14 protein-coding genes are annotated in these 14,244 nt (G+C 58.5%); 6 read left to right on the plus strand and 8 right to left on the minus strand.

Going from position 1 to position 14,244, the window contains the following annotated elements:
* On the minus strand, window positions 1–313 hold a 313-nt coding region (locus tag HMPREF3044_RS02135), incomplete at its 3' end, for a biotin/lipoyl-containing protein (RefSeq protein WP_305764099.1).
* A 233-nt stretch (window positions 314–546) separates the two neighbouring features.
* On the opposite strand from HMPREF3044_RS02135, the gene HMPREF3044_RS02140 reads away from it, so the two are divergent.
* Complete coding sequence (locus tag HMPREF3044_RS02140) at window positions 547–945, plus strand: oxidoreductase (RefSeq protein ID WP_070739111.1); 399 nt, start codon at window positions 547–549, stop codon at window positions 943–945.
* A gap of 41 nt (window positions 946–986) precedes the next feature.
* On the opposite strand, the gene HMPREF3044_RS02145 is transcribed toward HMPREF3044_RS02140, so the two are convergent.
* Window positions 987–2,450 carry a leucyl aminopeptidase gene (locus HMPREF3044_RS02145; protein WP_005395476.1) on the minus strand — a complete coding sequence of 488 codons (1,464 nt, stop codon included), beginning with the start codon at window positions 2,448–2,450 and terminating at the stop codon, window positions 987–989.
* A 180-nt stretch (window positions 2,451–2,630) separates the two neighbouring features.
* On the opposite strand from HMPREF3044_RS02145, the gene HMPREF3044_RS02150 reads away from it, so the two are divergent.
* Entirely contained in the window at window positions 2,631–3,731 is a 1,101-nt protein-coding gene (locus HMPREF3044_RS02150) for a branched-chain amino acid aminotransferase (RefSeq protein ID WP_005389415.1), read from the plus strand.
* Between the two features lie 105 nt (window positions 3,732–3,836).
* On the opposite strand, the gene HMPREF3044_RS02155 is transcribed toward HMPREF3044_RS02150, so the two are convergent.
* From HMPREF3044_RS02155 to HMPREF3044_RS02175, 5 genes are all read right to left on the minus strand, one after another.
* Window positions 3,837–4,901 carry an AbrB family transcriptional regulator gene (locus HMPREF3044_RS02155; RefSeq protein ID WP_005389418.1) on the minus strand — a complete coding sequence of 355 codons (1,065 nt, stop codon included), beginning with the start codon at window positions 4,899–4,901 and terminating at the stop codon, window positions 3,837–3,839.
* A gap of 75 nt (window positions 4,902–4,976) precedes the next feature.
* Window positions 4,977–5,765 (minus strand): adenosylcobinamide-GDP ribazoletransferase, encoded by a 789-nt coding sequence (locus tag HMPREF3044_RS02160; RefSeq protein WP_005389420.1) that lies wholly within the window; start codon window positions 5,763–5,765, stop codon window positions 4,977–4,979.
* Between the two features lie 16 nt (window positions 5,766–5,781).
* Entirely contained in the window at window positions 5,782–6,828 is a 1,047-nt protein-coding gene (cobT, locus tag HMPREF3044_RS02165) for a nicotinate-nucleotide--dimethylbenzimidazole phosphoribosyltransferase (protein WP_005389422.1), read from the minus strand.
* Between the two features lie 10 nt (window positions 6,829–6,838).
* Window positions 6,839–7,381: a bifunctional adenosylcobinamide kinase/adenosylcobinamide-phosphate guanylyltransferase gene (locus HMPREF3044_RS02170; protein WP_005389424.1), complete on the minus strand. Its 543-nt coding sequence runs from the start codon at window positions 7,379–7,381 to the stop codon at window positions 6,839–6,841.
* The gene (locus HMPREF3044_RS02175; protein WP_070739113.1) at window positions 7,381–8,142 is read right to left on the minus strand and encodes a DUF3043 domain-containing protein; all 762 of its coding nucleotides are present in this window, start codon (window positions 8,140–8,142) and stop codon (window positions 7,381–7,383) included. Before HMPREF3044_RS02175 ends, HMPREF3044_RS02170 begins: the two co-directional genes overlap by 1 nt.
* 223 nt (window positions 8,143–8,365) lie before the next feature.
* Here HMPREF3044_RS02175 and erpA point away from each other — a divergent pair, with 223 nt between their 5' ends.
* On the plus strand, window positions 8,366–8,707 hold the full coding sequence (gene erpA, locus HMPREF3044_RS02180; RefSeq protein WP_005389426.1) for an iron-sulfur cluster insertion protein ErpA: 342 nt from the start codon (window positions 8,366–8,368) through the stop codon (window positions 8,705–8,707).
* An 89-nt stretch (window positions 8,708–8,796) separates the two neighbouring features.
* On the opposite strand, the gene asnB is transcribed toward erpA, so the two are convergent.
* On the minus strand, window positions 8,797–10,722 hold the full coding sequence (gene asnB / locus HMPREF3044_RS02185; RefSeq protein WP_034989458.1) for an asparagine synthase (glutamine-hydrolyzing): 1,926 nt from the start codon (window positions 10,720–10,722) through the stop codon (window positions 8,797–8,799).
* A 722-nt stretch (window positions 10,723–11,444) separates the two neighbouring features.
* On the opposite strand from asnB, the gene HMPREF3044_RS02190 reads away from it, so the two are divergent.
* From HMPREF3044_RS02190 to HMPREF3044_RS02200, 3 genes are all read left to right on the plus strand, one after another.
* A complete protein-coding gene (locus tag HMPREF3044_RS02190) occupies window positions 11,445–12,587 on the plus strand; it encodes an aa3-type cytochrome oxidase subunit II (protein ID WP_034989460.1) in 1,143 nt (380 codons plus the stop codon).
* A gap of 18 nt (window positions 12,588–12,605) precedes the next feature.
* A complete protein-coding gene (locus HMPREF3044_RS02195; RefSeq protein WP_005389430.1) occupies window positions 12,606–13,037 on the plus strand; it encodes an aa3-type cytochrome oxidase subunit IV in 432 nt (143 codons plus the stop codon).
* A gap of 510 nt (window positions 13,038–13,547) precedes the next feature.
* The gene (locus HMPREF3044_RS02200; RefSeq protein ID WP_141759623.1) at window positions 13,548–14,162 is read left to right on the plus strand and encodes an aa3-type cytochrome oxidase subunit III; all 615 of its coding nucleotides are present in this window, start codon (window positions 13,548–13,550) and stop codon (window positions 14,160–14,162) included.
* The last annotated feature ends 82 nt before the right edge of the window (window positions 14,163–14,244 follow it).

Below are 14,244 nucleotides of genomic sequence, written 5' to 3' on the forward strand. Positions count from 1 at the left end.
TCTCCTCCTTGGCGGGCTCTTCTTCCTCTTCCGGCTCCTCAGTGGGCGCATCGTCCTTCTCGGCGGGCTCCTCGCCCTCTTCGCCGATCTCGCAAATAATGTCGCCTACCTCGACGGTATCGTCTTCTTCGGCGAGTACCTTAATGAGTACGCCTGCAACGGGTGAGGGGATTTCGGTGTCTACCTTGTCGGTGGAGACCTCGAGTAACGGTTCGTCTACCTCGACGGTGTCACCAACCTCCTTCAACCACGTGGTGATGGTGCCTTCGGTTACTGATTCGCCCAGCTCGGGCATCTCCACAGAAGTGGCCATTTTCGTCATACTCCTTGAGCTGTAGTCCTACGCGTTTTCACCATTGTAAGCCTATAGCCCCACCCCGTGCACACACCGGCGTTCGTGCAAATCCCTTGTATACACCCGGCATCTACCCCTAGGAGGGTGTAGTGCGGTGGTTTGTTCTGCATAGGATTCGGCTTATGCACAGCGCTTGCGCGGTTCTGGCGGCAGTCTGGTTTGTCAGACCCTGTATCGGTTAAAGTCGTAGTGTGTTTGGCTTTCTTTCAAAGGGTAAGAAAAAGGCTACGGATAAGCGCGTGAAACGGGCTCCCGGTAGCACAATTCGTGAGCCTGATCTAGTCGCTCTCGAGCGTTGGGCAGCACCGAGGGGGTATGTAGAGGGGTTCATCGAACCCGAGACGTTCGTTAACGAGATGTCTATTGTGCTTGTCGACGAAGGGGGAGACCATATTCGGAGAAAGATCGGTGGGCCCAAGGGGATCGATGTGGTTGCGAAAAGGCTGGGGATCGACATTTACGATGTGGAGGAGGCAGGTTATCCGCAGCGGATGCGGGATCGAATTGAAAAGGATCGTCTCATCCGTAAACGTCTGGAGTACCGCGAACGGAAGGCGAAGCTCCAACAAGATTCGCCCGACGGGGAATAAAAAAGGTCGCGCCCAGACGGGCGCGACCTGAGCGGGCATACTTACTTCTTATTCTTTGCTAGCCTTTCCAGCGTCGCTACAAGCGTGCGGACGGGGACGCCTGTGCCACGCTTTGGGGTGTAGCCCCAGGAGGCCCCTGTGTTGTAGGACGGGCCAGCGATGTCAATGTGCGCCCACGGAGTGTCCTTCGGCACAAAGTGCTCGAGGTAGGCGGCCGCTGAGAGCATGCCACCCGGTCGTTCACCCATGTTGCGCACATCGGCGACATCCGAGTCCATCGTTGACCGGACTTCCTCCGTAATCGGCATCGCCCAGGCATCCTCACCAACAGCGCGCCCGGTTTCTGCAATGAGGTCGCGGAAGTCCTCCGTCCCCATGACACCCGCTGTGCGGTTGCCGAGTGCGACGATCTGCGCGCCGGTGAGTGTAGCAACGTCGATGAGGTAATCGTGACCTTTAGTGGAGGCGTAGGCGAGGCCGTCGGCAAGCACCAGGCGCCCCTCTGCGTCGGTGTTGCGGATCTCGCTGGTGAGTCCACCAAAGTGGGTGATGACATCGCCGGGGCGGTAGGCTGCGCCACCAGGCATGTTTTCTGCCAGGGGGAGGTATGCAGTGACGTTGATGGTGAGCTCCAGCTCTGCTGCCGCGAGAACCGTGGCGAATACGGCTGCTGACCCACCCATGTCGGAAATCATGTCATCCATTCCCGCCGACGGCTTGATGGAGATACCGCCGGTGTCGAATGTGATGCCTTTGCCTATGAGACCGATGCTCGGGAGACCTTTTCCTGCCTTATAGGAAACGGACACCATGCGGGGCGAGCGTGAGGAGCCACCGCCGACGGCGAGGATTCCGCCAAACCCTCGCTTTTCCAGTTCTTCCGGTTCGAGGATCTCAACACTGAGGTTTTTAGCCAGCTTCTTTACCCTGGCCGCGTAGGTTTCCGGGTAAAGGTGTGAGGAGGGGGTGTTCACCAGGTCGCGGGTGAGTACGACGGCGCGTGCGCGGACGGAGGCTGCAGCTATGTCCTTCTTGGTGCCACCGACGATGGTGACTTCACAGTCGGTGTGCGTATCCGGAGCAGTCTTTAGCCCGTCGAACGAGTAAGAACCGAGGATGAATCCCTCGGCGACGGCGGCCGCGTTGGAAACCTCGGCGGAGGCTTCGACAGGGATAGTGGCAAGTGTGGTAGCGGCGCGGGTTGCATCTCCTAGGTGCTTAGCGCCGATGGCAGCGGCCTGACGAAGTTTGTCCTGGGTGAACTCGGCGCGCTTGCCTAGCCCCACCCCCACAACAAGGTGTTCCTTGGTGGCGACTGTGCGGGTACGGCCCCATTTCCCAGCGTGTCCAACTGCAACGAGAGCGGAGGTGATTTCGTCCCTCTTCTTGGTCTTTGTTGCGTCATCTGCAAATAAGCCGGTGACAACTACTTCAACATCTTTTGGAATCTTCTTTCCTGCCGCGACGGAAACAATGTGCCCCTGCGGGAAAGTGACCTTAGCCATCTGTACTCCTCCAATATTTGTGCGAAAATGGGAAAATGAGTGGACGGGTGAACCGGTCCGGTTGTAGCCAGTGTACAAAGTGTCGGTGGCTACCAGGAAGGATCATTACCCGTGCCGGATTTTTGTCTCACTATGTGAAGGATGGTTCCCATTAGGCGGGAAGGGGTGTATTGTGTGGCTATGGCTTCACTTTCCTTTACAATTCACCAGAACCCTCATCCGGCAACCGACGAAGAGATCGCTAAGGTCTTGGAAAAGCCCGGATTTGGTAACTTCTTCACCGATCATATGGTCACCATCGACTGGTCGGAAGACAAAGGTTGGCACGATGCTCAGGTCCGCCCGTACGAGCCGATTTCCCTCGAGCCTGCCTGCACCGTTTTCCACTACGGGCAGGCGATCTTTGAGGGCCTCAAGGCCTACCGTCACGCTGACGGCCACGTCTACACCTTCCGTCCTGAGCAGAACGCACGCAGGTTCCAGCGATCCGCACAGCGTTTGGCCATGCCGGAGCTGCCGGAGGACGTATTCATCGAGTCCCTGCGCCAAATCGTCGAAATCGACAAGCGCTGGGTACCCGCCGCAGGTGGCGAAGAATCCCTCTACCTGCGCCCCTTCATGATCTCCACGCAAAACTCCCTCGGCGTCCACCCGGCCAACGCATACCGCTATGTGCTCATCGCCTCACCCGCTGGCGCCTACTTCTCCGGTGGCGTTAAGCCTGTCTCCGTGTGGCTCTGCGAGGACTACGTCCGCGCCGCCCCCGGCGGGACTGGAGCCGCCAAGTTTGCTGGCAACTACGCAGGCTCCCTGCTCGCACAATCGCAGGCAGAAGAGAAGGGCTGCGATCAGGTTGTGTGGTTGGATGCGACCGAACGTACATACATCGAAGAAATGGGCGGCATGAACCTCATGTTCGTGTACTCCGATGGCGACAAGACCTCCGTTGTCACCCCCGCTCTTTCCGGTTCGCTGCTGCCCGGCGTGACACGCGACTCGCTGTTGCAGGTCGCCCGCGACCTTGGCTACGACACCGATGAGCGACGGATCTCCAAAGACGATTGGGAAAACGACGTGAAGTCCGGTGCCATGGTGGAGTCCTTCGCCTGCGGCACGGCTGCTGTCATCACGCCCGTCGGCGAGGTCAAGAGCGCCCACGGCTCCTTTACCGTCAACAACGGAGAGGCAGGCAAGGTCACGATGCAGCTTCGCGAGCACCTGACCGGAATCCAGCATGGCGATATTGACGATACCCACGGATGGATGGATCAGCTCGCCTAGCAGTTGCACCCACTCACACGATCTCGTTCGATCTGGCCGGGAGAGAGTGAGCTAGTTGCACGCGAAGAGCGATGAAAGTGGTACCCGTTTTTGGGTACCACTTTTTTATCGCACAAAACGCCGGTAGAGACGGAGAAATTGGGGCAGGTAGCCGGCAAAAACCACAATGCAGAGCAGCCGAATCACCTGCATAGTGACGACGACCGCACCGGATCCGCTCTCTGATGTAAGCGCCAGAACCGTGTCTAGAGCCCCCGGGGTGGTTGCGAGATAGGCTTCAAAGTACGTGATGTCTAGCCATTCCGTGAGGGGCCACGCGATGAGAGCACATGCACCAATGAGGACACCGACGAATGTGAGCGTAATCGGGAGGAGAGCAGAGAACGTCTTCAGGGAGGTGAGGGAGAGGGAGCCTCCGCACATCCATCCGACGACGAGGAAAGCGATGATCCGCATCACTTCTGGTGGATACAAGGAGACCGAATCCGGGATCGCAGACGCGACGATGATCATCACGAGGATCGGCCCAATGATCGAGGGGGAAGGGATATGGAGGAAACGAGCAACGGACTCCGCACCCATCGCCACGGCAATAATGATCGCGAGGCCGACCCAACCTGCGGGCTCGGGTGGAGCAGGGTGTCCAGCGGGGGCGCTCTCCGTTGTCATGAGCCAGCCCGCCACGAGCGGCAAAGAGACAGACACGGTAAGCAAGCGGAGGTACTGGTTGAGCGCGACGTAGCGGTAGTCAGCTCCTACTTCTTTGGCGATGATGGGCATGACGGATGCACCCCCTGCGAGCATCGACATAATGCCGGATTCAAGCCCGATTTGCTTGTGCGTTTTTCCCATGATGGTTCCGCCAATAATGGCCAACAGGATGGTAAAGGTAGCGGTAAATAGCCCTGGCAGCAGGTACGTCACGAACTCCCGCCAGCCGACGGTGACGAGGGGAAGAGCAGCGAGGATTCCGATCGTGCCGCGGGAAAACCGAAACAGATAGCGGTTAAGGGGAAGCTCCTTTTTAGTCAGCAAAGCGCAGGCCGCTGACACTACCAGCGGTCCAATGATCCACGCTGCCGGCACCGATGCGCGGCTCAACACGTACCCCAAGAGCACCGAAAGCGGTGCAACCACTAACCATCGCACGTGCCAGAGTGTAGTTGCCATCTGTGCCGACACCGAAAATGCGGGTCGGAGTGTGCCTGTAGGCGTCCAGGAGGAAGCGAAGGCGGGATGTATGTGTTACAGAGAGCTGAAAATAGCAGCGAGGGCGGCAGTAGCCGTGGTGCCAAGGAGAACACAGGAGCCCACGCAGTCGCCGTTGAGACCGTCGAAACGCCGGGACATGTGCGTACTGAACCAGTAGCTTAAAGCGAGCGCAATGGCGGATGCCAGAGCAATCCATGGACCCGCAACGGCGAGCGAAAAGCCACTGAGAATCGCCCACCATACGGCGATCCACCACCAGTGGACTGTGCCGATGATGAGGCCACCGAATCCGGATTCTGAAAACGGTGCAAAGCCACCGGTCGCTGGAACCTGGCCTGCGATGCGACCGGCCCATAACGAGAAGAAGACGAACCACGGCGACGGCACGGATGCGAAGGCGGCGAATTGCACGATGTACACCATGGCGAGCGCTCCGATGGCGAAGGCACCAGAACGCGAATCGTGAAGGATCTCGCGAGCCTTGTCCGGCTGGGCGTAGGAGCCCAGTGCGTCGGCAACATCGGCAAGCGCGTCGGCATGCATGAAGCGAGTGCAGAGCTCAGCAACGGCAAGCGCAAGTGCCGCGGCAAGAAGTGGTGAGTGACGCAGCGCAAAAAAGAGGACAGCGCTGCATACGCCGATAACGATTCCGGCGACGGGGAGCGCCGCCATGGCGCGCGCACCCGTCGTGCGATCGAAGGTCCGCGCCCCAGCGAAGGGGAAGACCGTCATCCAGCTGAGTGCCGTAGAGATAGCCTCCCACACAACAGACACGTGACCTGAACGCGCGGGGTTATCGCCGGGACCTGCTTTGCCACTCACCTTTTATGCACGCCTCCTAGCTGTGGAAGGCCGTGTTCACACCAGCGTCGGCGAACGTTGCCATGTGGTGGAAAATGTTGACTGCGGCGCGAATATGGGGGAGTGCCTCCACTGCACCGGAACCCTCGCCCAGGCGCATCCCCAGATCGAGGATGGGCGTGAGTTCGAGCTCTCGCAGTGCGTAGCCGTGGGCGGGTTCGGGAGAGCGGTGGCCGGCAATCCAGAACGATGACGCGCCGGGAGCCAGGCGGTTTGCCCACAGGCCAGCGGCCGTAACGATTGCACCGTCGAGGATGACAGGAATGCGTCGAGAAGCAGCCTGGGCCATAAAGGCTGCCATAGCAGCGATGTCAGGGGAGCCGATGGCCGCCAGCACCTTAAACGGATCACGCCCGAAGGGGCGGGCGCGGAACATGGCATCGCGGACGGCGGCGACCTTGGGCTTCCAGGTCGCGTCGTCAATTCCTGAGCCGCGCCCGGTGACCTTTACCGGCTCGGTTCGTGTGTACGCGCCGATGAGGGCGGCGGCGATGGTCGTGTTGCCGATGCCGAGATCGCCGGGGATGAGGATGTCGGCGCCCCCGTCTATTTCCTCGTTGGCGATGTCTATTCCGGCGTTCAACGCTGCGGCGAGTTCGTCCTCGCTCATCGCATCCTCCACGTCGATCGCCCCGCTGGACCGGCGTACGTGGTGCGGGTCCGTGGATTCCCGGTCGAGGGAGATATCGACCAGGCGGATTTCCACCCCGTGTGTTGCAGCCAGCGCGCACACGCCGGCACCGCCCTCCGCGATATTGTCGAATGTCTGGATCGACACGATCGGGTCAAAATTGCTCACACCGCGAGCGGCAATGCCATGATCACCAGCAAACACCACGACGCGGGGCTTCTTAATGGCGCGGGGAGGAACCGCGTCCTGTACTGAGGCCATCCAGGCACCGATCTCTTCCAGGCGGCCGAGCGAGCCCGGTGGTTTGGTCAGCTGGCTCTGTACTTTCCACGCCTTCGCGCGGGCAGCGGCGGACAGATCAGGCACGTGAGAAAAGAAATCCGTTGATTCCATGCAATCAATCCTAAGTCAGTGGGGTGGCCGGTTTGAGTTTGAGCGGCAGACCGGCAGCAACGAAGAAAACCTCGTGCGCGCACTCTGCTACCCGGGAATTCATCAGCCCGCAGGTATCGCGGAACAATCGTGCTGAGCGATGCTCCGGCACAACCGACAGCCCCACCTCTGGGGAAACGAGAATGATATCCGAAGTGGAGGGCAGAGCCGTCAGCGCAGCAATAAGTTCATCGATCGCCTGCTGCGGAGGCTCGTCCCACGAGGTGACGTCAAAGCGGTGAGTAAGCCAGGTCCCCAGATCGTCGACAAGCGACAGCCCGGAGGGGTGCGCAAGATAGGGGACGAGATCCTCCTCGTCCTCCGTGTGCCACGGGCTCGGGCGGCGGGCGCGATGCGCACGGATTCGCTCGTCAAAATCGGGGTCCGGCGAGATGAGCGGGCGCGCTGTGGCCACGTATGTCACCGTGTCAGGGCGCGAAGCGCGCTGCGCGGCAAGCCGTTCAGCGAAGACGGACTTTCCCGAACGCGCCCCACCAAGCACCAGCGTGATCATTAGTCGATGTTGGTCCCGGCCTCAACCTGCGGCTTCGGGGTGCGTAGGCGGCGAGGCTGCGAGGCGCGAGTCCAGGCGTAGAACCCCAGCGTCCAGCCCTTCAGCGTGGAGTTGGGGAAGTGCTCCCGCACCGCGCGGGTGGCCTTGCGCCCCTGGTAGATGCCCTCGATGAGGAAGATCAGCATGATGATCATGCCAACGATCGATGCGGTGTTGGAGATCATCGGCTGGCGCAGGCCGATAAACATGAATACCAGGAGAACGAGCATCACAGGCATGAGCCAAGAGCTCAGCATATGCCGGGAATCAACCCAATCGCGCAGGAAACGACGCTCGGGGCCGCGGTCGCGCTCGAGCAGATACTGTTCCTCGCCGGCATCCATCTTGTCCTGGATTTCCTTGTTGCGAGCGTTGCGCTGAGCGCGCTCCTTCTGCTTGTACGCCTTGTACTCCTCCTTAGTCATGGAGGCCTTCATTTCCTTACGGCGGCGTCGCATTTCGGAGTAGGAGGCAGGCGCGTCCACGGGGCCGGTATTGATGCCACGCTCACGCTCAACGTCCTTGCGCTTCGGCGTTGCGTGCCCCTTCTTCGGGGTGAAAGCCTTGGGGTTCGGGGCCTGTTTCCCCTTCTTCTTCGGCTTGGCGGGTGTATCCGAGGGGGCAGAATCTTTCTGCTTATCCGCGTCGGCGGGCAGATCGGTCTGAGCCTCCGTGTTGGTCTTCTTGTTCCGGAGGAGGTTTAGGTACTTCGATGAACTCACGAAACATAAGGCTACTAGGTCACACCTGTCCGGGCTAACGTGGGCTCGTACCGGTGGTAGTCTTCCAGGGCCTCTATTGCCGACGGCGCGGAATAGGGGGATTGACGGACGTGTTACGGTAGGTGACACGAAAACGTTTGGGTTTGCGGGCCTGCCACATTGGTGCCCGGCACTATGGCTGCTCAGGCTCTGTAGTCCAAGACTTTTAAAGAGGAGAAAAACTATGACTGCACCGTCTACCACGGGGGTTACCCTCACCGACGCTGCCGCTGCTAAGGCAAAAGCACTCATCGACCAGGAAGGTCGTGACGATCTCCGCCTCCGCATCGCAGTTCAGCCCGGTGGCTGCTCGGGTCTTCGCTACCAGCTGTTCTTCGACGACCGCGAGCTCGATGGTGATACTGTCGACGAGTTCGGCGGTGTGAAGCTTGCTGTTGATCGTATGAGCGCCCCGTACCTTGCCGGTTCCACTATCGATTACGCCGATACGATTGAGGCGCAGGGGTTCACCATCGATAACCCAAACGCAACCTCGACGTGTGCATGTGGTGACTCCTTCCACTAACTCCACGCTCTGGTAACGAAACCACTCGTTACGCGTAGCCAAACACAATGCCCCTGGTGTACGTCCACCAGGGGCATTTTCCATTCTGTTTAGAGTTCTACGGGGTACTCGCGGCGCTCTACACCTGGGTCGATTCGCTTTTCGACGAAAATTCCGTGCCAGATCATGAATGAAATGATCGTCCAGAGACGGCGGGAGTGTTCGGCCTCGCCACGCCGGTGCTCCTCCAACATGGCAAGAACCGCAGACTTATCAAAGAGATGATCGGTTTGCGATGCCGTGATCTGTTCCTTTGCCCACCCGTACAGCTCGTCGCCTGCCAGCCAGTACTTCATCGGTACCGGGAAGCCCAGCTTCTTCCTGTTGAGAACGTGCGCAGGAACGATCTGTTTGAGTGCCTGGCGCAACGCATACTTCGTCGTTCCGTGCGAGACCTTCAGCGTGTGCGGAATGTGCTCGGCAACGCGGAACACCTCCCGGTCAAGGAACGGGACACGCAACTCCAGCGAATTGGCCATCGTGATCTTGTCGGCCTTAACAAGGATGTCGCCCCGCAGCCACGTGAACAAATCAAGGTGCTGCATCCGGGCTACCGGATCCATGTCACGGGACTTGGCGTAAATCGGCGCGGTCACCTCGCGGTGATCCCACTCCGGCTTCGCCCAGGGCATGACGCGCTTGATCTGTTCGAAGTTAAAGGAGCGCGCGTTGCCGTAGTAGCGCGTCTCCATCGGCTGGGTGCCACGGAGAAGGAGTGACTTGCCACGGACTCCATCCGGCAACGCTTTACCCACTGCGCGCAGACCCTTAAGGAGAGGACCCGGGACGTACTCGAATGGCTTGAGAGAAAGGGGCTCCTTGTAGATGGTGTAGCCACCGAACAACTCGTCCGAGCCTTCGCCTGACAGGACCACTTTAACGTGCTTGCGAGCCTCGGCTGCAACAAAATACAGCGGCACGAGCGAGGGGTCGGCGACAGGGTCATCGAGGTACCAGATGATGCGCGGGAAGGCCTCTGCGTACTCTTCCGGCGAAACAATCTTGACGATATGCTCAACGCCAATCGCTTCGGCAGATTCCGCAGCAACATCAACTTCTGAATAGCCTTCCCGTTCGAACCCGGTGGTAAAGGTGAGCAGGTTCGGGTTGTGGCGCTTTGCAAGAGCAGCGATCGCGGTGGAGTCGATGCCACCGGAGAGGAAAGACCCGACAGTAACGTCAGCGCGCATGTGCTTCTCGACACTGTCTTCCAGCGCCTTCGCGATCGAATCAAAAAGTTTCTGCTCTTCACCGGCAGGCACAGGAGTGACGTTGAACTTCGGCTCGAAGTGGCGCTGTTGGTTGATAGCGGAATCAGTAACCGACAAGGTGACGGAACAACCCGACTCCACGCGACGGATATTGGCATGGAGGCTTTCGGGCTCCGGCACGTACTGGAGGTCAACGTAGTGTTCCAGGGCTCGCCGATCGAGGGAAAGATCGAGTCCCAGCTCCGGAGCCATCTCGAGGATGGATTTCTTCTCAGATGAAAAGACAGTGCCGACTTCAGTCTGTGCGATGTACAGCGGCTTGATGCCAAACTGGTCGCGGGCAGCGAACACGGTCTGCTTTTCCGAATCCCAGATGACGATGGCGAACATGCCACGCAGATGAGTGACAACATCTTCACCCCAGTGGTGGTAGCCGACGACAATCGGTTCTCCGTCACCTTCAGTATTAAAGGTATAACCCAAAGCAGAGAGCTCTTCCCGCAACTCGATGTAGTTGTAGATCTCGCCGTTGAAGGTCATTGTGTACCGCGTCGGGTTATCTTCTGGGCCCCACTGCAGCGGCTGGTGCGAGTGTGCGAGATCGATGATGGAGAGCCGGTTGAATCCGAATACCACGTGGTCGTCGTTCCAGGTTCCGACTGCGTCGGGCCCACGGTGATACATGCAGGGAAGCGCCCGCTCTACCGCCGGCACTAACTCGCTTGAGTTCCCAGACGGGACAAGTAAACCCAAAAGTCCACACATGCGGTTGAGATCTCCTTTAACAATTAATCGAAGCTTTCTTACCTCACCTATTTACCGGCGAGGGGGGTGGCAGCGGTACGTTGTGGGACCGGCTGCCGAACTGTAGGGAAAGTCTACCCGTGACGCGGGAGAGGCTTTAGCTTCCCTCTCCTCAGCGTCCGGCTCGTCCGTGCAACTGACTATTCCCTTACACGCGCGCCGCCAGTGTCGCGCCGCCAGTGTCGCGCCGTCACGTGTCGTGCCGTCACACGCCGCGCCGTCACATTACGCACCACGAGGTTCTCCTCACGGATCTCTGCCTACGGGAGGTAGGGGCAAGGATCCTGTGGGACGGTGCCCGGATATCGGCGCGAGGGAGGGGGCGCTGCGGAATCGAAGTGGGGTCAGATGTCTGGAATGTGGGGTTGGAATGGTGCAGAATTGCTTGTAGGTAGCCAAAACCAACCTTGGGGCTACACCTTCAACCTTTGGGCTACACCCGTTCATGGGTAGACGATCGGCGAGACATTTGTGACCTGGGTCACGGTTGAGGCTCGGGTAGCCGTGGCGGAGGCGGTAAACATGCAGCGCCGTGCCGTGTGAAGAGCGAAAACGTACTTTCGATTGATACCGAATCCACCCTGTAAACGGTGTGGATTCTGTTTCCATTTGCGATACGCTGCATAGATAGAAATGAACCTTTGAGAGTTCTATGAGTTTTGTACATAGGAAGGCAGACACACGTGGAACAGCGAAAGAAGCGCGGTTTTGGCCGCAACATGCTGCTGGCTGGAATGCTCGGTGCCAGCGGCCTTGCGCTCGCTGGTTGTGATGTAACTCCTCCTGGTGGCGCTGTAGGAAAATTCCTGCGCATGGGCTGGCCAGAGGGCATTACGCCGGAGGCGACCGAGGTCGGAAACTTCTGGGTCTGGGTTTGGGTAACCGCCTGGACGATCGGCATCATTATGTGGGCGTTGATGTTGTGGAACGTTTTCTTTAACACCGCCAAGCGCGCAAAGAAGGCCGGTAAGGGTGAGCTCCCGAAGCAGCTGCAGTACAATATCCCGCTGGAAATCGTCCTGACAATTATCCCGATCACCATCGTCTCTGTGCTGTTCTTCTTCACGGTGCAGGCTCAGGATCAGGTCAACGCTCTGGATAAAAACCCGAAGGTGACGGTGGATATCACTGGCTTCCAGTGGAACTGGAAGTTCGGCTACGCCAACGTTGCAGCTGACCTTTCCCCGACCGGTCAGGACTACGTCGGAACCGATGAGGCTAGGACGAAGGCAGCTGAGGAGTCCGCTTACGAGCGCGACGCCGACGGCAACATCAAGACGAAGCACCTTCCGAACGGCGAAGAGTACCAGTGGGGTGGCCCGGTTCACGGCAAGTCCCGCGATGATCGCTCCTACCTCCACTTCAACAAGATCGAGACCGTTGGTGCATCCAACGAGGTTCCGGTTCTCGTGCTCCCGAGCCAGACCCCGCTCGAGTTCCGTCTCGCTTCTGCGGACGTATCGCACTCCTTCTGGGTTCCTGAGTTCCTGTTCAAACGCGACGTCTACGCTAACCCCGAGGCTAACAACTCGGTGAACCGCTTCCAGATCGAAAAGATCGAGGAGGAGGGCGCATTCGTTGGTCGCTGCGCTGAGATGTGTGGTACCTACCACGCCATGATGAACTTTGAGGTTCGCGTTGTCAGTCCCGAGAAGTTCAAGCAGTACCTTGAGTACCGCACTGCGAACCCCGAGGCTCCGAACTCCGAGGCTCTTAAGGCGATTGGTGAAGATCCGTACTCCACCAGTACCCGCCCGTTCCTCACTGAGCGCGATGGAACCCGTGGCATTGAGTCCAACACTTTCGATTACGCGGCAAACAAATAGGAAAGGTCTGTAGAAGAAATGAAAAGCACAGCACGTATTTTCTACGGTTTGACCATCTTCCTGGTGGTTATGTCCATCATCTACTTCCTCGCCGTTATGTACGTTGAGGACGCCGGCTACCACACCGGAATCGAATGGGGTGGTGGCACTGCTCTGGTCGTATCCGCACTGATGACTCTTATGCTTGGCGCCTACTTCCACTTCACGGAAGCTCGCCAGGACGTTCTCCCGGAGGATTGGGAGGACGCAGAGACGGAAGACGGTGCCGGCCTGTACGGCTTCTTCTCCACGAGCTCCATCTGGCCGATCGCAATGTCTGGTTCGATCCTCGTTCTCGGACTTGGCATCATCTACATGCACTACTGGCTCATCGTTCTTGGTGCCGTGCTCCTGATCTTCACGGTGTTCAAGTTGAACCTGCAGTACGGCATCCCGAAGGAAAGCCACTAGTCCCTCTTAGCGAAGGCTAGGTACAATCCGCAAAAGCGGACGAACTCCTTAGGTTTCAGACCCCCGCCCTCCGGCGGGGGTTTTGTCGTATGAAAAAGGAAATAGTTCCCCGTGGCGCGAAAAAATTTATATGGGGGTGAACCGGCTTGCTTTTCCAGGGAAAACTGCAGGTCGGTGTGGGGTAAACAAAAGTTTGAGAGGCGGCTTTTGGCCGGTTTCGACGGTGTGAGAAATGTCACAGTGAAATTGGGAGAATTCCCGGCGTTTTTGGCAGACTTTTTGCTCGGTGGATGGGGAGAGCGGTGGGGTGGAGAAAAATAAGATTCCACTTCTTCCGTCTAGCAGGGGGAATATAGAGGTCGGAGACGGGAGGAAAAAGTTCCCCGCCGAAAAAGATGAAGGGGAGGAGTCCTGCGCGTCAACCAGGTATGCAACTTTCGTTGTGATTGGCCCGATATGGGAGGGTGGAGCGGGTCGAATTAGGGGCCGGAATCGACAATACTAATGGTTGTGACAAGCGCAGTTGGAAATAATACGGCAGCACCACGGCGTGTTGCGGCGCTGAACCGTCCGAATATGGTCAGCGTCGGCACCGTTGTGTTCCTGTCTCAAGAGTTAATGTTCTTTGCTGGTTTGTTCGCGATGTACTTCGTCTCGCGAGCAAACGGCCTTAAGAGCGGTACATGGGATTACGGCCCGGCTCACCTGAACGTGCCGTTTGCCCTGTCAATCACGGTCATCCTGGTGGCAAGTTCGTTCACCGCGCAGATGGGCGTGTTCGCCGCTGAACGAGGAGACGTCTTTGGTCTTCGTCGTTGGTACCTTCTCTCGGCTCTCATGGGAACGATCTTCCTTGTTGGCCAGATGAAAGAGTACATAACGCTCGTTGGCCACGGACTCACCATCCAGAGCAGCGTTTACGGCTCGGTGTTCTTCATCACCACGGGCTTCCACGCAGCTCACGTGTTGGCTGGCGTCCTCGCCTTCGTAGTGGTTTTGACGCGTGTATCGCTAGCCAAGTTCACTCCGGCCCAGGCAACGGCCGCAATGGTGGTGTCCTACTACTGGCACTTCGTTGACGTTGTCTGGATTGGTCTGTTCACCACTATTTACTTCATTCAGTAGGCCGTATTGGTCGTTTGAGGTCTGCGGGAGGCTCGCCAACCGTAGACGCGATTTCGGCCTACAGCCATTCACTTTCCATACG

This window comes from Corynebacterium sp. HMSC073D01, from assembly GCF_001815555.1.
GTDB lineage: Bacteria > Actinomycetota > Actinomycetes > Mycobacteriales > Mycobacteriaceae > Corynebacterium > Corynebacterium glucuronolyticum.

Coding starts and splice junctions, on each gene's coding strand:
- asnB (WP_034989458.1), bottom strand. CDS start 10,722: ATGTGTGGACTTTTGGGTTTACTTGTCCCGTCTGGGAACTCAAGCGAG.
- HMPREF3044_RS02150 (WP_005389415.1), top strand. CDS start 2,631: ATGGCTTCACTTTCCTTTACAATTCACCAGAACCCTCATCCGGCAACC.
- HMPREF3044_RS02155 (WP_005389418.1), bottom strand. CDS start 4,901: ATGGCAACTACACTCTGGCACGTGCGATGGTTAGTGGTTGCACCGCTT.
- HMPREF3044_RS02145 (WP_005395476.1), bottom strand. CDS start 2,450: ATGGCTAAGGTCACTTTCCCGCAGGGGCACATTGTTTCCGTCGCGGCA.
- HMPREF3044_RS02195 (WP_005389430.1), top strand. CDS start 12,606: ATGAAAAGCACAGCACGTATTTTCTACGGTTTGACCATCTTCCTGGTG.
- erpA (WP_005389426.1), top strand. CDS start 8,366: ATGACTGCACCGTCTACCACGGGGGTTACCCTCACCGACGCTGCCGCT.
- cobT (WP_005389422.1), bottom strand. CDS start 6,828: ATGGAATCAACGGATTTCTTTTCTCACGTGCCTGATCTGTCCGCCGCT.
- HMPREF3044_RS02170 (WP_005389424.1), bottom strand. CDS start 7,381: ATGATCACGCTGGTGCTTGGTGGGGCGCGTTCGGGAAAGTCCGTCTTC.